The sequence below is a fragment of the Bacillus sp. MUM 116 genome (assembly GCF_001866655.1).
Classification (GTDB): Bacteria; Bacillota; Bacilli; order Bacillales; family Cytobacillaceae; genus Neobacillus.
The window spans coordinates 99,096-122,537 of the sequence record NZ_MLYR01000018.1 but is presented as its reverse complement, the minus strand read 5'-3'; the positions used below and the strand labels follow the sequence as shown (position 1 = coordinate 122,537).

Annotated in this window: 17 protein-coding genes; all 17 read right to left on the bottom strand. The window is 41.2% G+C overall.

Features of this window, described 5'->3' with window-relative positions; translation table 11 throughout:
• Positions 1-19: 19 nt before the first annotated feature.
• The 17 genes from hprK to BIV60_RS04930 all read right to left on the bottom strand — a co-directional run bounded on the left by hprK (position 20) and on the right by BIV60_RS04930 (position 23,354).
• On the bottom strand, positions 20-955 hold the full coding sequence (gene hprK / locus BIV60_RS05015) for an HPr(Ser) kinase/phosphatase (RefSeq protein WP_071354625.1): 936 nt from the start codon (positions 953-955) through the stop codon (positions 20-22).
• A gap of 231 nt (positions 956-1,186) precedes the next feature.
• A complete protein-coding gene (locus tag BIV60_RS05010) occupies positions 1,187-1,546 on the bottom strand; it encodes a phage holin family protein (protein WP_071354682.1) in 360 nt (119 codons plus the stop codon).
• 54 nt (positions 1,547-1,600) lie between these two features.
• A complete protein-coding gene (locus BIV60_RS05005; RefSeq protein ID WP_071354624.1) occupies positions 1,601-2,731 on the bottom strand; it encodes a DUF4097 family beta strand repeat-containing protein in 1,131 nt (376 codons plus the stop codon).
• A 252-nt stretch (positions 2,732-2,983) separates the two neighbouring features.
• On the bottom strand, positions 2,984-5,860 hold the full coding sequence (uvrA, locus tag BIV60_RS05000; protein WP_071354623.1) for an excinuclease ABC subunit UvrA: 2,877 nt from the start codon (positions 5,858-5,860) through the stop codon (positions 2,984-2,986).
• Between the two features lie 8 nt (positions 5,861-5,868).
• Entirely contained in the window at positions 5,869-7,848 is a 1,980-nt protein-coding gene (uvrB, locus tag BIV60_RS04995) for an excinuclease ABC subunit UvrB (protein WP_071354622.1), read from the bottom strand.
• A 359-nt stretch (positions 7,849-8,207) separates the two neighbouring features.
• Positions 8,208-8,441, bottom strand: a complete 234-nt coding sequence (locus BIV60_RS04985; protein WP_071354620.1) for a CsbA family protein — start codon at positions 8,439-8,441, stop codon at positions 8,208-8,210.
• A 126-nt stretch (positions 8,442-8,567) separates the two neighbouring features.
• Complete coding sequence (locus tag BIV60_RS04980; RefSeq protein ID WP_071354619.1) at positions 8,568-10,979, bottom strand: heavy metal translocating P-type ATPase; 2,412 nt, start codon at positions 10,977-10,979, stop codon at positions 8,568-8,570.
• A 180-nt stretch (positions 10,980-11,159) separates the two neighbouring features.
• Positions 11,160-12,080 carry a cation diffusion facilitator family transporter gene (locus BIV60_RS04975; protein ID WP_071354618.1) on the bottom strand — a complete coding sequence of 307 codons (921 nt, stop codon included), beginning with the start codon at positions 12,078-12,080 and terminating at the stop codon, positions 11,160-11,162.
• A gap of 148 nt (positions 12,081-12,228) precedes the next feature.
• On the bottom strand, positions 12,229-14,325 hold the full coding sequence (locus tag BIV60_RS04970) for a heavy metal translocating P-type ATPase (protein WP_141770406.1): 2,097 nt from the start codon (positions 14,323-14,325) through the stop codon (positions 12,229-12,231).
• Positions 14,326-14,353: 28 nt separating this feature from the next.
• The gene (locus BIV60_RS04965) at positions 14,354-14,737 is read right to left on the bottom strand and encodes an ArsR/SmtB family transcription factor (protein WP_071354616.1); all 384 of its coding nucleotides are present in this window, start codon (positions 14,735-14,737) and stop codon (positions 14,354-14,356) included.
• Between the two features lie 145 nt (positions 14,738-14,882).
• A complete protein-coding gene (locus BIV60_RS04960; RefSeq protein WP_071354615.1) occupies positions 14,883-16,079 on the bottom strand; it encodes a PDZ domain-containing protein in 1,197 nt (398 codons plus the stop codon).
• Between the two features lie 248 nt (positions 16,080-16,327).
• Complete coding sequence (locus tag BIV60_RS04955; RefSeq protein WP_071354614.1) at positions 16,328-17,767, bottom strand: S41 family peptidase; 1,440 nt, start codon at positions 17,765-17,767, stop codon at positions 16,328-16,330.
• A gap of 322 nt (positions 17,768-18,089) precedes the next feature.
• Positions 18,090-19,367, bottom strand: a complete 1,278-nt coding sequence (locus BIV60_RS04950) for a murein hydrolase activator EnvC family protein (RefSeq protein ID WP_071354613.1) — start codon at positions 19,365-19,367, stop codon at positions 18,090-18,092.
• Between the two features lie 92 nt (positions 19,368-19,459).
• Positions 19,460-20,353, bottom strand: a complete 894-nt coding sequence (ftsX, locus tag BIV60_RS04945; protein WP_071354612.1) for a permease-like cell division protein FtsX — start codon at positions 20,351-20,353, stop codon at positions 19,460-19,462.
• The gene (ftsE, locus tag BIV60_RS04940; protein WP_071354611.1) at positions 20,343-21,029 is read right to left on the bottom strand and encodes a cell division ATP-binding protein FtsE; all 687 of its coding nucleotides are present in this window, start codon (positions 21,027-21,029) and stop codon (positions 20,343-20,345) included. Before ftsE ends, ftsX begins: the two co-directional genes overlap by 11 nt.
• Before the next feature lie 1,044 nt (positions 21,030-22,073).
• Positions 22,074-22,436 carry a cytochrome c551 gene (gene cccB, locus BIV60_RS04935; RefSeq protein WP_071354610.1) on the bottom strand — a complete coding sequence of 121 codons (363 nt, stop codon included), beginning with the start codon at positions 22,434-22,436 and terminating at the stop codon, positions 22,074-22,076.
• A gap of 51 nt (positions 22,437-22,487) precedes the next feature.
• Entirely contained in the window at positions 22,488-23,354 is an 867-nt protein-coding gene (locus tag BIV60_RS04930; protein WP_071354609.1) for a YitT family protein, read from the bottom strand.
• Positions 23,355-23,442 lie beyond the last annotated feature (88 nt).

The window sequence follows — 23,442 nt, the reverse complement described above, 5'->3', positions numbered from 1 at the left end:
TCACGTCTCCTTATTTCCCTTAAATATCCTCATGTTCCCCTTCTTCAATTACTTCAGAAAGCCGCTCGGTAAATTGCTGTGCGGCATTCACCCCCATCCGTTTGAGTCGGAAATTCATCGCGGCCACTTCAATGATGACGGCAATGTTTCGTCCTGGACGAACCGGAATGGTAATCTTGGTTACATCTGTATCAATAATTTTCATTTTTTCTTCATCTAAACCAAGGCGGTCATACTGCTTTTTCGAATCCCAATTTTCAAGGCTGATCACTAGTGAGATTTTTTTGTTGCTGCGGACAGCACCCGCACCAAATAAGGTCATCACATTGATGATTCCCAGTCCGCGAATCTCTAATAAATGCTCGATTAATTCAGGAGAAGTTCCAACAAGGGTATCTTGGTCCTCTTGGCGGATTTCAACACAGTCGTCTGCCACTAAGCGATGACCGCGTTTCACCAATTCCAATGCGGTTTCACTTTTACCTACACCGCTTTTTCCGGTTATTAATACCCCTACACCATAAATATCGACCAATACACCATGGACGGCAGTAGTCGGTGCAAGTTTGCTCTCTAAAAAATTAGTTAAACGGCTGGAGAAACGGGTTGTTTTCATACCATTGCGTAGTACAGGAACTGATTCGCGTTCCGAAGCTTCAATCAGTTCTTGAGGAACCTCTAAACCACGAGTGACAATAATGGCAGGCGTAATATCGGTACATAGCTGTTCCATCCGGGACATCCGTTCATTTGGTGTGAGTTCCTCAAAGAAGGAAAGTTCTGTTTTCCCTAAAAGCTGGATTCGTTCTGCAGGATAAAATTCGAAATATCCGGCCATTTCAATCCCTGGCCGGGAAATATCACTTGTAGTAATGGGACGGTTGATTCCTTCTTCACCACTTATGAGTTCAAGGTGGAATTTTTCTAAAATTTCCTTCGTGCGTACTTTTGCCAAAGCTGTTCCTCCTTTTTTAGAAAAGCGCAAGTTTCTATTTTATAGCCGAAAATAGTAAAAATAAAAATAAAAATAAGATTCCTCTATTTTAGCACTTTTTAAACCAGAACCAAATAATTTAGACAATTTCTCTTAAATAGGGTATAGAGCAAATAGGAAACAAAGTGCTGTGCAGTTTAAAGGGATATAAAAAAAATAGCAAAGGATTCAATCCCATGCTATTTTTTCATTTTAGTGTTTCTTGGAAGGTTCCAGAATGGTTTTTTGAATGATAAGGTTAACGATGGCCATAATCACGGAAGCAAACAAGGCCATCCCAAAGCTGGAAATTTCAAATGACGCGCCCATAATGTAATCGGTAAGCTCGAGAGTAATCGCATTAATAACAAACAAAAACAGCCCAAGTGTTAAAACGGTTGCCGGAAGGGTTAACAGGATTAACAACGGGCGGACCAAAATATTTAGAATCGATAGCAAAAAGCTTGCCTGAACAGCAGCAGTAAATCCAGTCACATGAAAGCTATCGTGAAAATATCCTGCCATTGCCATAAATAGTACTGCATTTATTAAGACTCCGAGCAGCCATCTCATCTTTTTAGATCCTGCTCGGTTGGTACTAAAGATTTCTCCATATATGTTTCCCACCTATTTAAAAGGAATGACCCCATCTGATTTGTTTACCGTAATCGATCCTGTTTTCGTATCGGCAAATACTTTTAACTTCTTATCAGGATGATTAATCGATTCAAACCGGAGCAATTTTTGTATCATTTCACTTTTTTCCTCGAGAATTTGGATTCCCTCAAGCTTCATATTAAAACCGCCAAGATTGGTTTTCAATTCCCCATTAACGGGAACACCTTCTGGAACATAGATATCAATGCTTCCGGTGGTCGCCTTAGCTGAAATCAATTCACAGCGGTTGCCATTCAGGTTATAAGTTACATTGCCGTTAAAAGTCTGCGTTTCCATCTTCCTAAAGTTTCCATCAAGTTTAATGGCACCATTAATGGTCTCCGCTTCAACGTCGTCGATAATACTGTTTTGCAGCTTAATATGACCATTGGCCGTTTCAATTTCAGCGCGTCTTCCATTGACTTTTGCCAATTCAATTTTTCCATTTGCCGTTTTCACGCGAAAATCGTTTACATTCAATTCTTCTCCTGAAATCGGCCCATTAAACATTCTTACACGAATTCGTTCATACTGTGCCTGCGGTATATAGACGACCGCGTCAACTTTCATCCATTTTTGCTGGGTTGTAAAGCGGAGCTTTTCTCCCTCAATCGCAAATATGACATCTTTAAGGAAGTTTTGTCTTGCCTGTTCCGTGGTTTCGACCCGATATACTTTTGCCTGACATTCAATCCGAACATCCTTTTGATCCCAGGGAGCGATTTTTAAGGAGCCATTGGCCACATCCAAATCCATATCCTTTAAATAAACGTCGCCGTGATGAAAAATATGGGAGATCTCGACGGATTGTCCGAAGTTTAAATCGAGATCAAAATCTTTAATTTTTTTCAATGCGGAATCAACGAATTCAAATATTTTATCTTTTGTGGACTGGAATTTGTTTCCTTGCGTATATTCCTGGTGATCTTTTTGTGCTTCTTCAAATTTAATAGCTGTCGAAAGCTCGTTAACAATTTGTTCCTGCTTTTGTTCCATTGTCTGCTGTGCCTTTTCAAGTTCCTCGAGCAAGGATAATGCTTCGTCAACCTTTAGCTTTCCTTCTTCGACCATTTTTAATATTCGTTTTCGTTCCTCTTTCATTGTTTTCACCTCAGATCATTATTTTCAATTCATTTTATTCCGCTTTCAGGATTTTTACGCCTTCTGTTCTACTTAATTAGTACGAATTGGACGAAGTAAAAGTTTCAGTTTCTTTAATGCAAAGGCTCTATTAAAATAAATCTGTTGATTTCCGCTTCATTCAACAGGGTTACAGAATCAACATTGACCTTTAACATAGCCAATGGAAAAAAGCTAGGACACGAGGTCCTAGCTTGCTTAAATGCTAGCATTTTAGCTTTTTGCCATCATTTCTTTTTCTTCGATTTGTTTTTTCATCCTTAGTCGATCGCGTTCAAGGACTGGTTTTAAATATTTACCTGTATAAGATTCTGGAACTTCCGCGACTTTTTCCGGTGTACCAGAGGCAATTATCGTACCGCCCTTGTCTCCGCCCTCCGGACCAAGGTCGATAAGGTAGTCGGCTGCTTTAATCACATCAAGATTATGCTCGATCACGAGAACAGTATCTCCATTTTCCACCAAGCGCTGGAGGACAACAAGCAGACGGGAGATATCATCCACATGTAAACCGGTTGTCGGCTCATCCAAAATGTAGAACGACTTTCCAGTCGAACGCCGGTGCAGTTCCGAAGCAAGCTTCACCCGCTGTGCTTCCCCGCCTGATAAGGTGGTCGCCGGTTGCCCTAATTTAACGTAGCCAAGCCCGACATCCAAAATCGTTTGCAGCTTACGGCTGATTTTTGGAATGTTTTCAAAAAATTCAACTGCCGCTTCCACCGTCATATCTAAAATATCGGAAATATTTTTCCCTTTGTATTTGACCTCCAGAGTTTCACGATTATAGCGTTTTCCATGACACACCTCGCAAGGAACATAAACATCAGGCAAAAAGTGCATTTCAATTTTGATAATTCCATCACCGCGGCAGGCTTCACAACGTCCGCCCTTGACATTAAAGCTAAACCTGCCTTTTTTGTAACCCCGAACCTTCGCTTCATTCGTTGTTGCAAAAACATCGCGAATATCATCAAAAACCCCCGTGTATGTTGCCGGGTTCGAACGAGGTGTTCTGCCGATTGGCGACTGATCAATATCAATCACCTTTTCTAAATATTCAATGCCCTTAATACTCTTATGTTCACCTGGTTTTGTCTTTGCATGGTTCAGCTTTTGTGCCAGTGACTTATGAAGGATTTCATTAATCAGTGTACTTTTCCCTGACCCGGACACACCTGTAACTGCAATAAACATGCCTAAAGGAATCTTGACATTAACATTTTTTAAATTGTTTTCTGATGCCCCTTTAATTTCAACATAGCGGCCGTCTGGTTTTTTGCGCTCAAGCGGCAGCGGGATAAATTTTTTGCCGGATAAATACTGACCCGTTAAAGAATTGGGATCAGCCATTACTTCTTCCGGTGTCCCGGCTGATACTACTTCTCCTCCGTGTATTCCAGCACCGGGACCTATATCAATTAAGTAATCCGCTGCAAGCATTGTATCCTCATCATGTTCGACAACAATCAGGGTATTTCCAATATCACGCATGTTTTGCAGCGTTCCGATTAGCCGGTCATTATCACGCTGGTGCAGACCAATCGATGGTTCGTCAAGTATATATAAAACTCCGGTTAAACGCGACCCGATTTGGGTGGCCAAGCGAATCCGCTGAGCCTCACCGCCGGAAAGTGTTCCCGCAGTTCGGCTTAGGGTTAAATAATCAAGACCGACATTAATTAAAAAGCCTAATCGCTCGCTAATCTCACGAAAAATTAACCGGGCAATTTGCATTTCCTTTTCAGTAAGATTTAATCCGGAGAAAAATTGATGCGCTTCTTCAATCGAAAGGTCGGTAATCTGGGCGATATGTCTACCGGAAATCAAGACGGCCAGACTTTCCGGTTTTAAACGATATCCTTTGCAAGCAGGGCATGGCTGCTGGCCCATGTATTTTTCCATCTGTTCCCGGATATAATCGGAACTTGTCTCCTTATATCGTCGTTCAATATTCCGAAGTACGCCTTCAAATTCAATATGCCCCTCACGGATTTGCCCGAAATCATTTTCATAGCGGAAATAGATTTTCTCACGGTCTGAACCGTATAAAATTTTATCCATTTGCTGCTTAGGAATATCCTTAACGGGAATATTCATATCAATTCCATAATGATCACAGACTGCCTCGAGCAGCTGTGGATAATATTGCGAACTAGTTGGTTCCCATGGAGCAATTGCATGCTGTTTTAGCGTCAGATCCTTGTTTGGAATCACCAGGTCGACATCGACTTCAAGTTTGGAACCAAGTCCATCGCACTGAGGGCAGGCACCAAACGGACTATTGAAAGAAAACATTCTCGGTTCTAATTCTCCAATCGAAAAACCACAGTGCGGACAAGCATGGTTTTCGCTGAATAACAGTTCTTCCTCGCCAATCACGTCGACAATCACTTTTCCGCCGCCAAGTCCCAGAGCCGTTTCAAGGGAGTCAGCCACCCTTGCGGAAACGCCTTCTTTCACAACAATCCGGTCCACTACCACTTCGATGGAGTGCTTTTTGTTTTTTTCAAGTTCAATCTCATCCCCGATGTCATACATTTCACCATCGACACGGACACGGACGAACCCTTGTTTTTTAATATCTTCAAACACCTTTACATGGGTTCCTTTGCGGCCGGAAACAATCGGGGCAAGTATTTGCATTTTCGTCCGTTCCGGATATTCAAGAATTCGGTCCACCATCTGCTCTACGGTTTGTGACGAAATCTCAATTCTGTGATTCGGACAAGTAGGATGCCCCACCCTCGCAAATAAGAGCCGTAAATAGTCATAAATCTCCGTCACGGTTCCCACGGTTGACCGTGGATTCCTGCTGGTGGTTTTTTGATCGATTGAAATGGCCGGAGAAAGTCCTTCAATCGCATCGACATCCGGCTTATCCATCTGTCCAAGGAATTGACGGGCGTAGGCTGAGAGCGACTCAACATAGCGTCGCTGCCCTTCAGCATAAATCGTATCAAAGGCAAGCGAGGACTTCCCCGACCCGGAAAGTCCTGTTAAGACCACTAGTTTATCTCTCGGAATTGTAACATCAATATTTTTAAGATTGTGAGCCCTGGCTCCTTTTACAATAAGTTTTTCCATTGCCATGATTAACGTTATCCTTCCGCTTTCAATTCTAAAATTAAATCACGAAGCTCGGCAGCGCGTTCGAAATTAAGCGCCTTGGCAGCTTCCTTCATTTCTTTTTCCATATCGGCAATCAAGCGCTCTTTTTCTTTCTTGGACATCTTGCCAAGGGCTGCTGTCGGTTTGTATTCTTCCTGTTCCTCCGCCGCATGTGTGGCACGAATTACATCGCGAATATCCTTCTGGATGGTTTGCGGCGTAATTCCGTGCTTTTGATTATATTCTTCCTGAATGGCACGACGGCGCTTTGTTTCACTGATTGCTACTTCCATCGAATTAGTAATTCGGTCAGCATACATAATAACCCTACCATTGGCATTTCGGGCCGCACGTCCAATCGTTTGGATTAACGAACGCTCAGAACGGAGGAAGCCTTCCTTATCGGCATCTAAAATGGCTACAAGTGAAACCTCGGGGATATCAAGGCCCTCCCGGAGCAGGTTAATTCCGACAAGGACATCATATTTACCAAGCCGGAGCTCGCGAATAATTTCAATCCGTTCGAGAGTTTTAACTTCAGAATGAAGGTACTGTACTTTAATCCCAATTTCCTTTAAATAGTCGGTTAAATCCTCGGACATTTTTTTCGTTAAGGTCGTAATCAACACACGTTCATTTCGTTTTACCTGATCTTGGATTTCACCGATTAAATCATCAATCTGCCCTTCAATTGGACGAACCTCAATCGGAGGATCCAGCAGACCTGTCGGACGGATAATTTGCTCAATCATCTCTGGTGTGTGTTCTAACTCAAATGGCCCTGGTGTTGCCGAGACAAAAATAATGTTGTGAATATGCTTTTCAAATTCATTAAAGGTCAACGGCCGGTTGTCTAATGCAGATGGCAAACGGAATCCGTGTTCAACAAGCACTTCCTTCCTGGCTTTATCTCCATTAAACATCCCTCTGACTTGCGGCAGTGTCACATGGGACTCGTCAATGACAATGAGAAAATCCTCAGGAAAATAATCTAATAATGTATAGGGTGTTGAACCGGCGGGTCTAAGCGTAAGGTGACGGGAATAGTTCTCAATTCCTGAGCAAAAACCCATTTCCCGCATCATTTCAAGGTCATATCGGGTCCGCTGTTCAATCCGCTGTGCTTCTAGTAATTTATCTTGATCCCGAAGCACTTGGAGGCGTTCCTCTAGCTCTTTTTCAATATTTTCAATGGCTTTACGCATTTTTTCTTCTCTTGTAACGAAGTGAGAAGCCGGGAAAATCGCAACATGATCCCGTTCCCCGATAATTTCTCCTGTCAGGGCATCCACTTCACGTATCCGGTCAATTTCATCACCGAAAAATTCAACACGCATACAATGCTCATCGCGTGAAACTGGAAAAATCTCGACTACATCGCCGCGGACACGGAATGTTCCCCGTTTGAAATCGATATCGTTTCGTTCATATTGGATATCAACCAAACGATGAAGTAGCTGATTGCGTTCAATTTCCATACCTGCCCGGAGAGAAAGCACCATTTCACGGTATTCTTCTGGAGAACCGAGACCGTAAATACAGGAGACACTGGCAATAACAATAACGTCTTTTCTTTCAAAAAGAGATGACGTCGCCGAGTGCCGCAGTTTATCAATTTCATCGTTTATGCTGGCATCTTTTTCTATAAAAGTATCAGTCTGAGGAACATAGGCTTCCGGTTGATAATAATCATAGTAGCTGACAAAGTATTCAACCGCATTATTTGGGAAGAAATCTTTAAACTCACTGTACAGCTGGCCAGCCAATGTTTTATTGTGGGCGATGACAAGCGTTGGTTTATTTACCTCTTTAATAACGTTTGATATGGTAAAGGTTTTACCTGTTCCTGTTGCGCCTAAAAGAGTTTGATAACGTTGGTTTTGCCCGATTCCTTCCACTAATTGGCGGATAGCCTCCGGTTGATCACCTTGTGGCGAATATTTTGATACTAATTCAAATTGGTCCTTCACAAAATTTCCCCCTGTTTAAATAGGTTCCATTATTATTTTTCAGCCTTGAATAAATGTCTCGGACCGGATGTGGCTGAATAAATTCTTTTTTCCATAATCCATACTACCATCTTACCACAAAACACCAAAAACAAACCAATAATATGCGAACGAACATTCGTTTTTATTAAATTATGGCGGCTTTCTTGATATTTACGTTTTCTAATCGAATTTTGAAGTGGACAATGATAATTTATCAACGAATTGAAGCGGTATATCAGCGAATCTAAGTAATTTATCAGCGAATCAAAAATTCTTTGAGGATGAACAAAAATAAAAAGTCCGCCAAACTCCAATTTGGCAGACTCCTAAACTCGTTTCTAGGTTTTTTTTATGGTTCTCGGTGTCATTTTCGCAGCCAGCCAAAAACCAGCCGTCAATGATAGAGCATCGATTATAATAAGCGGTAATGTGTGGGTATAACCTTTATAAGCAGAAGCAGCAATAAGTGCGACGGTTAATGCAAGACCTATAATCCGATTGTAAGTGACCCGTGTAAAAAATAAAACGAGCAAGCCCGGCAAAATAAGTGCCGACAAAAATTTAATCTCCAATGGGTACACCTCATTCATTCATTTCTGTTAATTAATTCTAAAAATATATTCACAAAATTGCAACAGAAAAAATGAATTTTATAGCTTTTGAACCTATATAAATGGAGTGAATAACATCCACTTCATTTATAATTTAACTTTTTGTAAACGCAATGCATTCAAAACAACCGAAACGGAGCTGAAGGCCATTGCTGCACCCGCTAGCCATGGTGCAAGGAATCCTAACGCAGCGACCGGAATTCCAAGCGTGTTATAGGCAAGAGCCCAGAAAAGATTCTGTTTAATATTACGAATGGTTTTTTTACTTATAAAAATGGCATCGGCAATACTATTTATATCCCCGCGAATCAGGGTAATATCAGCTGCCTCCATAGCAACATCCGTACCTGTCCCAATAGCCATGCCAATATCCGCAATGGCCAGGGCCGGTGCATCATTGATTCCATCCCCGACCATTGCCACTTTCTTACCATGCTCCTGCAGTTTCTTTATTTCATCGGCCTTACCTTCAGGAAGTACCTCAGCAATCACTTGGTCAATACCTACTTGTTTTGCAATTGCCTTCGCAGTTTGCTGATTATCCCCTGTAATCATAATTACTTCAATTCCCATATTTTTCAGGCGGTTAATTGCTGTTTGGGACGTTTCTTTTACCGTATCTGCAACCGCCACGATTCCCGCGAACTCTCCATTTATGGCAGTTAGCATAGCGGTTTTTCCGGCTCTTTCTAGTGCATCCATCTGAACTAGAGCATCTTCGACAGTCACATTAAACTTGTTCATTAGCTTTCTAGTTCCAACCAATAACTCTTTTCTATCCACGATTGCTTTTATTCCAAATCCGGGAATCGCTTCAAATTCCGTTACTTCCTTTAAGGCGATTTCTTTATCTTTAATTCCTTGAACAATTGCTTGCGCAAGCGGGTGTTCTGATTGTTTCTCAGCAGAGCCAACCAATGATAAAAATTCTTCTGTTTGAGAAGAATTTGTGAAAACATCTGTTAACACCGGTGTACCATTTGTAACTGTTCCAGTTTTATCAAGAACAACAGTAGAAATCTTATGCGTCATTTCCAAGTGTTCGCCGCCTTTAAACAGAATTCCATATTCTGCAGCACGACCGGAACCAGCCATGATGGAGGTCGGTGTTGCTAATCCCAATGCACATGGACAAGCAATGACAAGAACAGCAATCAATTTCTCTAATGCCTCTGCAAAATCACCAGGAGTTACGAAAAAGTACCAAATCACAAATGACAGGACAGCAAGGCCAACAACGATTGGGACAAATACTCCGGAAATCTGATCAGCAAGCCGCTGAATTGGTGCTTTTGACCCCTGCGCTTCCTCAACCACTTTAATAATCTGGGCCAAAGCTGTATCTCTTCCTACCTTTGTAGCCTCTACTTTTAAAAATCCATTTTTATTGATCGTTGCCCCAATGACCTCATCACCAGGACTTTTATCAACTGGTACACTTTCACCCGTTAGCATTGATTCATCAATAGCGGAGCGACCCTCCACGATTTTTCCATCCACTGGAATCTTTTCACCTGGTTTAATATGAAGGATATCGCCAACGATTACTTCCTCGATTGAAAGCTCCAGTTCGACTCCGTCTCTTTTAACCATAGCTGTTTTTGCCTGAAGCCCCATCAGTTTCTTAATCGCTTCAGATGAACGCCCTTTTGCTCTTGCTTCGAACAGCTTCCCGAGAATAATTAACGTGATGAGAATGGAACTTGTTTCATAGTAAAGTTCCACAGTTGAACCATGACTTCCTATTGAACTAAATGATTGATACAAACTATAAAAATAAGCTGCAGAGGTACCTAATGCAACGAGAACATCCATATTAGCACTCTTATTTTTTAACGCTTTATAAGCACCAACATAAAACTGTTTTCCAATCAAAAATTGAACTGGTGTCGCCAAGGCTAATTGAACCCATGGATTCATAAACATTTCAGGAACCCAAATAAAGGAGGTGAAACTGAAGTGCCCTACCATTGCCCATAAAAGCGGGAATGAAAGGATAGCCGAAAAGATAAACTTCCCTGTTTGTTTTTCAATTTCCTTTTGGCGATGGTCAATCGTTTCTTTTACATCTTCCTTTATATGAGCACCATAACCAAGATTTTCTAACTTTTTAATGATTTCACCTGTTGAAAGGACAGCACCTTTGTACTCAACAGTTGCTTTTTCAAGTGCCAAATTCACATTTGCTTTTACTACACCATCTAACTTATTTAGACCTTTTTCAATACGGGTGGCACAAGCGGCACAGGTCATTCCGGTAATATCAAATTCAGCTTTTTCGTTGACAACATCGTATCCTAAATCTTTTATCTTATTTTCAATGTCTTCAACGTTAATTTTTTCAGGATCATATTTAACGTTTGATCTCTCTAAGGCAAGATTAACATTTGCTGTTTTAACACCGTCTAATTTATTCAGACCTTTTTCAATTCTATTGGAACATGCAGCACAGGTCATTCCTAATATTTGCAGATTGGTTTCTTTTATATTTTGACTCATAAAAGCCATCTCCTTATACCCTGTATAGGTATATATTATTTTATGTATTTATAGTACTATACCCCCCTACCCTATATAAAGCCCATTTTTTAATTATTCTTATTTGCAGGGAATAATTGAACCATCATATCAGCAAAAAACCTGTCCCTTCTTCTAGGGACAGGTTTTTCATCTAAATTCTTAATTACATGTTCCATGGGGACTGGGACACCCTATTGCTGCTTTTTCGATCTGAATCGTGCTGTGCTCAATCTCGAATTGATCATGAAGAATCTTTTGGGAATAGGACAGGATTTCATCATGAACACCATCGTCATGAATAGTAATATGACAGCTTAAAATTGGATAACCTGAAGTAATTGTCCATATATGCAGGTCATGGACTTCTTCCACCATTGGAATTCCTGCTAATGCTGCTTTCACCTTTTTCATATCAATTTGTTCAGGAGCCCCCTCCATTAATATATGAAAGGAATCCTTTGTCACTCTGAACCCGCTGAAGATAATCAGGATGGCAACAATAACACTCGCAATTGGGTCGGCGATGCCCCAGCCGAAAAAAAGAATCAATAAAGCGGCGATAATCGCACCAACGGAACCCAGCATATCACCAATCACATGTAAAAACGCACTTCTTACATTTAAGTTTTCTTCCTTGTCACCTTTCATTAAAATCCAAGCCGCAATAATATTGACCACTAAACCAGTTACCGAAATGACCAGCATTCCCTTACTTTGGACTTCCGGAGGGGCAAGGAAACGATGAAAGGCTTCATAAAAAATGAAAAGGGCGACAACAATGAGGGTAATCCCGTTCAGAGCGGCGGCAATAATTTCAAACCGCTTGTAGCCGTAAGTCTTTTCTTGTGTGACTTTCCTCTCCCCAAGCTTGATGGCAAAATAACTTAATCCAAGCGATACTGCATCACTTAACATATGACCGGCATCAGACAAAAGCGCCAAACTGTTTGTAAGGATTCCGCCAACCACCTCTACAATCATAAAACCCGCAATTATTAGAAATGATGCAAATAATGCTTTTTTATTGTTTGTATGTGAATGCCCATGGCCATGAGAATGTCCATGATGGTGATGTCCCATTTTCGTCCCCCCTAAGAGCTCTCATTTACAATATGTTGTAAAGGGCTCTTTTGTTATATACACTTTAATACCTTGTTAAAACGTAAAAGTTTCAAATCGTTTCCGGATTGTCTTTTTCAATATATTTATCGAAATGGGGCTGCAGCTTTCAATCACTGCTCCGCATTTCTTTCACTTTTAATAATCTTAAGCCATTTAAGGTTACCAAGATGGTTGTCCCCATATCCGCAAATATCGCAATCCAAAGGGTAAGCCATCCCGGGACGACCAAGAGGAGCGCCATGACTTTAATGACAATCGAAAACGTGATATTTTGCTTGATGATCCTTACTGTCTTCCGGCTTAGGTTAATTGTGAAGGGCAGCTTCGTCAGATCATCATTCATTAAGGCAATATCCGCCGTTTCGAGAGCTGTATCCGTACCCGCTCCGCCCATGGCAATCCCAATTGTTGCAGATGCAAGTGCCGGCGCATCATTGACACCATCCCCAACCATGGCAACCCGGTCAAATTGTTTTTTTAGCTTTTTGATAAACTTCAATTTATCCTCTGGCAGCAGTTCAGCTTCGACTTTGTGAATGCCGGCATGATGTCCAACCGCTTCTGCTGTTGCTTGATTATCCCCTGTCAATAAAATCGTCTGTTCAATCCCAAGCTGATGAAGGCGGGAAATGACTTCCCGGCTGCTTTCACGAACTTCATCGGCTACTGCAATCAAAGCCAGGATTTTTTTACCCTCTCCTGCAATCATTACTGTTTTTCCTTGAGCTTGGAGGACGGCGATTTGTTCACGAACTTCATCTGAAATCTCTTCAAAAAGCTTCAAGTTTCCAACCTTGTATTCGACATCCTCTATTATTCCAGATATTCCTTGACCTGTGAGGGATGTAAAATTTTCAACAGATAGGTCCTGGTACCTTAACGACTCTGCCTTTTTAAGAATGGCGGCCGCAATCGGGTGCCGGGACCGGCTTTCAAGGGCTGCAATCATCAAGAGTATTTCATTGGGTTCCTTTTCACAAAGGTTTATAAAATCGGTAACGGTGGGAGTCCCTTTTGTCAATGTCCCCGTTTTGTCGAAGGCAATGGCCTTGATGGCTCCTGCTTCTTCTATAAAGCTTCCTCCTTTGATCAGCACGCCTTTTCGGGCTGCGTTCCCGATGGCGGTCACGATGGAAACAGGGGTCGAAATCACTAGAGCACACGGGCAGCCGACGACTAATACGGCAAGCCCCTCGTAAATCCACTCTTTCCAATCTCCACGAAACAGAAGCGGAGGTAGGATGGCGGTCAAGGCAGCAATTCCAATAATGACCGGCGTATAGTATTTCGCAAAGCGGTCCACAAACCGCTGGGATGGCGCTTTTTCTCCCTGTGCCTCTTCAACTAAATGAATGATTTTGGCAATGGTTGTATCTTCACTTAATTTGGTAACTTTTACTTTTAAAAAGCCTTCTTCATTTAAGGTCCCGGCAAAAACCTCGTTCCCTGCAGTCTTTTCAAGTGGAACGGATTCTCCGGTGATGGCCGCTTGATTGACGCTAGACAATCCTTCGACAACCACGCCATCCATGGCAATCCTATCACCCGGTTTAACAATCATAATGTCCCCGATTTCGATTTCTTCCGCCGGTAGTGTCATTTCCCGGTCGTTGCGGATAATCAAGGCTTCAGTAGGAGCCATTTGCATGAGCGAGCGAATTGATGCCCTCGCTTTATCCATGGAGTAGCTCTCGAGCACTTCACTAATGGCAAACAGAATTACTACTACTGCTCCTTCCTGCCATTGGCCAATTACAGCTGCACCAATGATGGCAATGGTCATAAGCGATTTCATATCAAAATCAAGCCGGAGTAAATTTTTCAATCCTGTTTTAAAAAGCGAAAATCCCCCAAGTAAAATGGCGGCTGCAAACAAAAGGTTTACGGAAAAAATATACCCGCCAATCAGGAATAGCAGTGAAAGTTCCAAGAAAAAGTATCTTTTCCAGAATGGAATCTTCGGGGCGGACTGCCGTTTTTCCTTTTCAGGATAGAGGCTTAATTTTTCAAAAGCCCCTGCCTCCTCCAATGCTTCGATACTGGTACTTCCATAAACGGTCAGCTTGGCGGCGCCAAAATTTACATTTGCATCAACAACACCATCCAGGTGTTGCACGTTCTTTTCGAACTTGGCGGCACAGCTTACTCAGGAAAAGCCTTGCACCCGGTAAACATTTTTTTCAATTGTATCAGTCATCGCCATCCACCTCCTTTCAATTTTAATAGTCCGATTACTTCGCAGCGGTGGATATACGGCCGGCTACCTCTTCTTGATGGGCAAAAGCAATGTGGATAAGCTGTTTCACATGGTCATCATCAAGGGAATAATAGACAAGCTTGCCCTCTTTGCGATATTTGGCGAGACCTAACCCTTTTAGATGGCGCAGGTGATGCGAAGCAGTGGCGGTAGTTGCTCCAGCGATATATGCCACATCACAAACGCAAAGTTCGTCTTCCAATGTCAGAGCATAGGCAATTCTCATTCTCGTTTCATCGGCTAACGCTTTAAAGATTTTCGTAACTTGAACAATATTTCGATTTTGAAGATGTTGTTTCACATGTGTAGTTTTCTCGGAATCCACACAGGTTATTTCACAAACATCTTGTTCTTTCATGCCTTCACCTTCTTTTATTCAAATGATCGTTTGATTATATAATATTCAAATACATGTTTGAATGTCAATTGTTTTAATGGGGGTTTTACATGATTTTTGTGAAGATAAAAAGGTATAAAAAAAAAGAACCGCAATGGTTCTTTTTTTATCCGATTTTCTCATCCTCAAACTTCCGCTCATCCTGAACAAAGAGGATTCCCAGTTCATGATGATCACCTTCATATAAGGCTCTCTGGACGAAGCGAACCTCGCCATTTGTGTCGAGGACCTCAAGCTTACAATGTGCCCGGTTTTTTTGCACTGCTTCATAAAAGGTTTTTTCATCATAAGTCGCAACACTATTGACTTTGGTTACAAGCTCCCCAACCTTCAACTCCATTTTGCTTGCCGGGGAATTCGGAATAATTCCAAGTATCATTAAACCATTGTTCTTTTTTGAAAAATAAAATGGCTGACTATCATCCTTTAATTTTTGGATTAATGCCAATGACTCACGGCCAATTACAGCCAGTGCAGCCACTATAATCGATAGAAGCGGATACCACTTGCCAACGATGGATAGAATCGCGATCATTGAACCGAGTACAATTATCCTTCTGCCATAAAGTTGAATAGCCGCTTTTGGAAGCATCCCTTTGAGTTGCTGTTGAAACCCAATCGCAAATGGAACAAAAATGAGTGAATACTTTTCTGCTCCTATATGAAAAACAGGCCACCAATCAAACGGAAGACTGAGTGCGTCTCCTGGTACGAGAAGAAACATTGGTAAAAGCCATAATCTTTTTACCTCGTGGACCCCGACACTCTGACCCCGTTTACTTTTAACCAGTTTGGGAGAGGTTCCTTTGCTGCCATTCTTAAAAATCATGACTCCCTCGGCAATAAGTAATAGCGCCAATAAAACCACTAAAGAAGGATATACCTTTTGGTCATGCGTATGAAACGTTTGTGAAATAAATGGAATTGACCAGTTATTTTCAGCCATGATGATTAAGGCGAAAAATGCCGCCCCCACTGTGTACACGGGTGACATGAATCGAATATTGGCAGTAAAACTCCACAAAAATGAAAAGACAGCAATGAGAATAATTGCAGAAAACGGAACCGCTATCCCGGCTGCAATTGAAATAACCGAGAGTGATAGTCCAATAACAATGCCTAAAGGAAGCAGCTGCCGTAACTCAAAATAGGCATTTTGCGCCCGAACATGAAAGTTTCTTCGCTCCCTTTTTACTCTCATAAAGCCTATAATTCCTGATAAGACAAATAGATAGTAGAAAATGGGATGAAGAAATAGCTTGCCAATTCCTTTAAGTAATTCTACAAACCAAATTTGCGCCAATTTTTGTCACCTGCCTTTATCATTAAATCTCTCAATCTATCTGCAAAGTCTCTTAAAGTATATTTTAACAAATTGCAGCTATAAAACCTATTGCTAGTTTCTTGAAATGGACAAAAAATACATTATTAGCGTTATCGTGAATAATTTCATTACTATTTCCGAGGAAATCCCCTATTATTTTACAACATTATCAGAAATGTCAGAATTTGTTGAAGCGCAAAAAAACAACGACCAAAAGCCGTTGTTTTCTATTTCGCAGCAATCCTTAAGGCAACTTGAAGCTGCAGATCATTTTTCTCCTTTTTCATTTCTTTTATCGCTGATTCTGCCAGCTTGGTTGCTGTTATGGAATCGATTTTCCCTGTTGGCTGTATACCATTATATTGCTGGAATCCCTTTACGGCAGAAGTGGTTTCAGCGCTAAAATATCCATCCATACGCCCTGGTGAAAACCCTAATCCGGTTAAAATTTCTTGAGCATTCTTTACCTGTTCATTATTCATATCCTGCTCAAGCGGCTCAGTAACCTGAAGCGGATGGGTATTAAATATTTCCGGCTGTTTAATTTCGACATCCGGCTTGATTCCTTTTTTATGAATCCAATTTCCATCCGGGGTCAGCCATTTAAATAAGGTTAATTTAATATTGCTGCCATCCCCCATCGGCACAGGCTGTTGAACAGTCCCTTTTCCAAAGGTGGTTTCCCCCACCAGCTGGTACCCGTCTGCCTCTTTTAAAGCCCCGGCTAAAATTTCCGATGCCGATGCGCTGCCTTTATCCACAAGTACCACCACCGGATACCCCTTTTTTTCTTTTAAAGTAGAGAAAAATTGATCTCTTTTTCCATTTCTCTTTTGAATTTGGACCATTGGCTTATCCTTTGGTACAAATTCATTTAATATATCTTCAACGCTGTTTAAATATCCGCCCGGATTTCCGCGTACATCAATAACCAATCCGTTAATATGATTGTCTTCAAGCGAACTCATTTCCTTTTTAAAATCGGCTGCCGTATTTTCGGAGAAGGAGGTGATCTGAATGTAGCCAAGTTTTTTCCCATTCTGTTCTTTTGTTGCGGCATGGACGGTTTCAAGCGGAATTTCATCCCTCATGACCTCAATTGTCATCGGGTCTTTAAGTGTCGGTCTGGCAATTTCTAACATTACAGTTGTTCCTTTTTTACCGCGGATCTTTAAGGTGGCTTTGTTCAGGTCAAGTCCTTGGACACTTTTCCCGTCAATCTTCAAAATTTGATCTTTTGGCTTTAATCCAGCCTTTTCAGCAGGAGAATTTTTGAATGGGGAAACAATGACAATTTTTCCATCCTCCATTCCAACCTCTGCCCCTATGCCTTCAAAAGAGGAATCCAAGGTTTGACTAAATTGCTTGGCAGTTTCTTTATCCATATAAACAGAATAGGGATCATTTAATGTCGAAAGCATCCCTTGGATGGCTCCTTCAACCAGTTTCTTTCGATCTACCTTTTCGACATATCGGTTTAAAATTAACTCATATGCCAGGTCTACTTTTTCAAGGTTTTCGGTACTGTTTGCAAGCGATGTATGATTTTTGTTATCAAGGGCGGAATCCCCTTTTGACTTTTCTGTCCACTGCATTGCTGCGTATGTTCCGCCTGCCCCTGTCAAAAGCGATCCCGTCATCATCAGGGCAATCCATTTTCGATTCAACCATGTCCCTCCTTTGGCGAAAGACGCCTGTCCTTTTTTCAATAATAAAGGGCGCCATATTCCTGCCTAATTATTAATTTATATGTTGGAAAGGGACGAGTTATGAATAAGAAAAGCGGAAGCGCCTTGATCAGCCCCGACAAGTGCTGGAGGGCCTGGCGGTGAAGTCGTTTTGTGACTTCATCGACAGGACCGAAGCAACCTAGGAAAAAAGCAGTTCATTTTTTCCCTCGAGGGGCTAGGCGCTGGAGCTGGACAATTCTCAAAGTCAAAATTTCGTTCTTATCTAATCAAAAAAATGGAAGAAGCATAGCTTCTTCCATTATAGTGGGACAATTCCCACAGGATTGATGGCATTATGACGGTCCGGTACCCACTGCCCTCTGTGAAGTTCAAAATGCAAGTGCTGCCCGGTAGAATCACCGGTACTTCCCATGATACCAATTTGCTGCCCCTTCTTCACGACAGCACCATTACCTACTATACGTGCCTCCATATGGGCATAAACCGTTGTATAAACTTGTCCATTAATCGAATGTGAAATAAAAATACAGTTTCCATAACTATTAGAATAATAGGAACGAATCACAACCCCATCCGCAGCAGCAACAATTGGTATATTCGATGCGTGGTTTGCAATATCGGCTCCATAGTGGAATTCTCCCGGCCGGAATCCGGGGCGAGTTCCAAACCCTGAGCTAATCACCCCTGCAGCCGGTCTTGTAAAGGTTCCACCTGAAATCGCAGGTGCCTTACCCGAACCTCCCCCGCTGCTTGGTGTAGGTGCTTTTGCTGCAGCTGCGGCAGCGGCAGCAGCGGCTTGGCGTTCTTTTTCTAATTGGATGGCTTTTTGAATGGCTGCCTCCTGCCCTGCCAGGATTTGCCCTTCCTCTTCTAAAGCCAGTTTTCCTTCATGAACTTCCTTTTCTTTCAGAACGAGTTTTGAAAGTAATTTATTTTTTTCTGCCCGCTGCGAGCTTAATCTTTTATTCATTTGTTCTAATTCGCTCTTCATTTCTTGAAGACTAGTTAAATCTTTTTCTACTTTGGCACGCTTATCTTCTAATTCTTTTTTGTCTGCATCTGCCTGTTTTAATAGTTCTTGGTCGGCCTCCATAATCATTGCAACGGCATTGGCCCGGTCAATGAAATCGCTAAAGCTTTTTGCGCCCATTAATACATCAATATAATTAATCATTCCGCCCGTTTCTTGATAATTTCGTGCGCGCTCTTTTAATAAATTATTGCGTTTTTCCATCCGCTCCACAATGACCTTTATTTCTCCCTGCAGCTGATTAATTTTGCCTTGGGTCTCACTAATTTTAGCTGTCTTCTCGCGAATCTTCGCATTTGTATCTCCAATGGCAAAATCAAGGCGCTTCATCTCGGATTTCACATTTGCTTGCTGCCCGTGTAAATTATTTATTTTTGTATTGGCATCATTAATATTAGATTTTAGATTGGAGCGTTTATTATGAATTTCATTTTGTTTGTCTTTTAGATCTGAAATAGAGGCTGCTTCCGATACCGCAGCACTCCCCGCAAATAGGCTAAGTCCCACAGTAGCAGCAATTGTAAATGAAAAAACTGATTTTTTCAATTTCCTTTTCGCTCCTTTCCTTAGAAAAATATGTAAAATTAATTAATTAAACAGGAAGGAAGGGTGCAAATAAGAACCCTTCCTCCAGAGGTCTAAACCTTCAAGAATTTTCTAACGGACATGACGCTTCCCCAAATACCGATTAACGCACCCATGAGTATTAGAATGCCGGATACTTGATAGACAAATGGATTATACGGAAGAAGCTGCATAAAATTCCCAGCCAACTTTGGAGCTAGATAATCATACGCATTATAGTAGGCAATTGAAATCAGAATAATTGGCAAAATTGAACCTAATATCCCCAGCCATAAACCTTCCAAGAAAAATGGCCAGCGAATAAAATTATTGGTTGCACCTACTAATCTCATAATCTTGATTTCTCTACTTCTCGCAACAATCGTAATTTTTATTGTATTAGAAATTAGGAAAATTGCTGTAAAAAATAGACCCAGGATTAAGACGACACCAACGTTTCGGCTTGCATTAACAAATTTAAATAATTTTTCTACACTGCCTTGGCCGTATTTTACTTTTGCAACAAAATTATATTTCTCAATTTTCTTTGCGACCATCATCGTATCAGTTGGTTTTTTTGTTTTTACAATAAATACATCGTTAAGTGGATTATCCTGTTCAAAAAGCTTAAATGCCTTTCCTTCCTCGCCAAGACCTTTAATTAATTCCTTTAATTCCTTTGCTTTTGGTGAGAATGTGACACTTTTCACTTCAGGAATGGACTCAATTTCGTTTTGTAATTTTTGCTGATCTCCTTTATTTGCGGCAACATCAATATGAACGCGAATTTGAACGTCTTCTTCAATGGTTTGGGCTACCTTATTAAGATTCATCATAATCACAAAAAAGACGCCAACTAAAATGAGGGTAACAGTCACAGCACTTACGGATGCAAAAGTCATCCATGCATTCCTGCCGAGACTTTTAAAACTTTCGCGGGCATGACGGCCAATGGTCCTAAATTTCATAACCGTATTCACCTCTTTGCTCATCACGAACAATCTTTCCACCTTCAATGGCGATAACGCGATGCTTATTTGTATTAACAATTTCTTTATTATGAGTCGCCATGACAAGGGTTGTTCCGCGTTTGTTTATTTCTTCGAATATGTTCATGATTTCCCATGAGGTTTCAGGGTCGAGGTTACCTGTTGGTTCATCGGCAATCACAACCTTCGGTGAATTAACAATGGAACGGGCAATGGATACACGCTGTTGTTCCCCGCCGGAAAGTTCTGTCGGCAGCATTCTTGCCTTATGCTTTAAATTAACGAGATCCAAAACTTCCATCACCCGTTTTTTAATAAACTTAGGCTGCGCCTCAATCACCTCAAGGGCAAAGGCAACATTTTCATAGACAGTCAAGGTAGGTAGAAGCTTATAGTCCTGAAAAACAACGCCAAGATTTCTGCGGAAAATCGGCACCTTTTTCATTTTTAATTTTGCCAGATTGACTCCATTCATGGTGATGGTTCCAGAAGTAGGAATCTCTTCACGATACATCATTTTAATAAACGTGGATTTCCCGGCACCACTGGGGCCAACCACATAAACAAATTCACCTTGATTAATCCGAACATCAATCCCATTTATGGCGGATACACCGTTTGGGTATTTTTTGTATACTTCTTGCATTTCTATCATTTGATCACCTGTAAGAAAGTTATTGTGAAAACAAAGTAAATTCGACAATAATCTTTTATTTTTTGCAAAAGACTGCAAAATACTTTTAGAAATGTGCAAAATTTCGCATAGACCTATTATAACATCAACAAACACTAATAAATGCGATAAAAATATTACAGTTTCTTTTCAAAGAATACAAGAATAGCCAATATTCCCGCTATTTCGAGTATTAAAAACTTAACAAATTTAGACAATTTTCAACCTTTTCTAACAAAAAACGATTGAGATTACTACTCTCAAATCGTTTTTGGTTTACAAAATTTTTTTATAATATTGGGTATCTAAATACTCTCGATGACCATTGTATCTATCATATATAAATATCGGGCATCTAGTAGACTCTTCAGTGACCGCTGTTCGTATTTTTTACTGTTACCGGGCATCTAGAGGTCTCTTCAGTGACCGCTGTTGCTAATTTTTACTGTTATTGGGCATCTAGAGGTCTCTTCAGTGACCGCTGTTCCTATTTTTTACTGTTATCGGGCATCTAGTAGACTCTTCAGTGACCGCTGTTACTAATTTTTACTGTTATTGGGCATCTAGAGGCCACTTTAGTGACCGCCGTTCCTATTTTTTACTATTATCGGGCAACTAGAGGTCTCTTCAGTGACCGCTGTTCCTATTTTTTACTTTTATCGGGCATCTAGAGGCCTCTTCAGTGACAGCCATTCCTATTTTTTCCTTTTATCGGGCATCTAGAGTCCGCATCAATAACCGGTGTAGCAATTTATTGAACAATTTTCCACAAATCTAGAAATTTTATTATTTCCTAAACGATAAAAAAACGTTCTGTGTTAGGACAGAACGTTTTTTCAGTAAAAGTATAAAATTTCGCCTTTGAGAATTGTCCAGCTCCAGCGCCTAGCCCCTCGAGGGAAAAAATGAACTGCTTTTTTCCTAGGTTGCTTCGGTCCTGTCGATGAAGTCAAAGAACGACTTCACCGACAGGACCTCCAGCACTTGTCGGGGGCTGAACAAGGCGCTTCCGCTTTTCTTAGTATTTTACTTTTTAGAGGCAAGCCATGTAGCAACTTTGTCAGCATCATCACCGGAAATTAAGCCTTTAGGCATACCGCCGGATTTTCCGTTTTTGAGAATGTCTAAAATTTGTTGTTTGGAAAGCTGGGCACCAATATGTGTTAAGTCTGGTCCCACGGCACCTTTAAGATTTTCACCGTGGCAGCTGGAGCATTTTTGAGCGGTAATTTTCTCAGCTGCTGCGGCAACATCATTCGCACCTCCACCGGTGTCTGTAGTTTTGGTGGTGGTATCTTTGTTTTTAGACGTGTCGGTTCCGCCTCCGCAAGCGGCAAGTCCCATTACTAGGGAGGTCCCTAATAATAATGTAAGTAGTTTTTTCTTCACTGCTAATCCCCCTTCAGAAAATTTTACCATTACGTAACAAGTATACCAATACTATGCGCGTTTGAAACCCTCTCCCAGCACTTCGGCAGCATCCATAACCACGATAAACGCAGATGGGTCAAGGGTTTTGACCAATTGTTTCAATTTTGTGAACTCCGTTTGATCGACAACACACATAAGAACTGGGCGTTCATGGTCAGTAAATCCACCATATGCTGATAGTTTTGTCACACCACGGTCAATTTTATTCAAGATTCCGGACCGAACCTCTTCTTGTTTACTTGTAATGATCATGGCCATTTTCGAACGGCCAAATCCAACTTGAATTAAATCGATGGTCTTGCTTGTAACATATAATCCGATAAGGGCATATAGTCCTTTTTCGATATCAAATACAATCGCGGCAGTTAATACGATTAATCCGTCAATCAGTACAACACATGTCCCTAGCGTAAATCCCGTGTATTTATTAATAATTTGGGCGGCCAGGTCCGTTCCACCAGTGGAGGCCCTTCCTCTAAAAACAATTCCCAAGCCAAGCCCAACACCGATCCCGCCAAATAAAGCTCCAAGCAAGGCATCATGTGTCCATGGCTCCATATTTTTGGTTAAATAAACGACGAAAGGTAAAAAAATCGTCCCGGCAAGGGTTTTAGCGCCAAACTGTTTTCCTAATAAAACTACGCCGGCAATAAATAATGGGATATTGAACGCCCATTGAACATAGGCAGGCTCCAGACCCAGAACACTATTTAGGATTGTACTAATTCCACTTACACCGCCTGATGCAATTTGATTTGGCAGTAAAAAGACATTAAAGGAAAAGGCAATAATGGCTGAACCAATAAGGACAAAAAGGTAGTCCATAACCACTTCCATTTTTGGGTTGGTTTGTGTGAGTTCCAGAACTTTATTCATTTTGTAAATTCCCCTTGTTTTTTCTCAAAATATTTTCGAGAGTGAGTATAGCATGGGTATTTTTTGGTGTAAATGGCATTCAGTTGCC

What these genes read in the sequence shown, in the direction of transcription:
- BIV60_RS05010 (WP_071354682.1), bottom strand. Translation starts at nt 1,546, where the DNA reads ATGAGATGGCTGCTCGGAGTCTTAATAAATGCAGTACTATTTATGGCA.
- BIV60_RS05005 (WP_071354624.1), bottom strand. Translation starts at nt 2,731, where the DNA reads ATGAAAGAGGAACGAAAACGAATATTAAAAATGGTCGAAGAAGGAAAG.
- uvrA (WP_071354623.1), bottom strand. Translation starts at nt 5,860, where the DNA reads ATGGCAATGGAAAAACTTATTGTAAAAGGAGCCAGGGCTCACAATCTT.
- BIV60_RS04980 (WP_071354619.1), bottom strand. Translation starts at nt 10,979, where the DNA reads ATGAGTCAAAATATAAAAGAAACCAATCTGCAAATATTAGGAATGACC.
- BIV60_RS04975 (WP_071354618.1), bottom strand. Translation starts at nt 12,080, where the DNA reads ATGGGACATCACCATCATGGACATTCTCATGGCCATGGGCATTCACAT.
- BIV60_RS04965 (WP_071354616.1), bottom strand. Translation starts at nt 14,737, where the DNA reads ATGAAAGAACAAGATGTTTGTGAAATAACCTGTGTGGATTCCGAGAAA.
- ftsX (WP_071354612.1), bottom strand. Translation starts at nt 20,353, where the DNA reads ATGAAATTTAGGACCATTGGCCGTCATGCCCGCGAAAGTTTTAAAAGT.
- ftsE (WP_071354611.1), bottom strand. Translation starts at nt 21,029, where the DNA reads ATGATAGAAATGCAAGAAGTATACAAAAAATACCCAAACGGTGTATCC.
- BIV60_RS04930 (WP_071354609.1), bottom strand. Translation starts at nt 23,354, where the DNA reads ATGAATAAAGTTCTGGAACTCACACAAACCAACCCAAAAATGGAAGTG.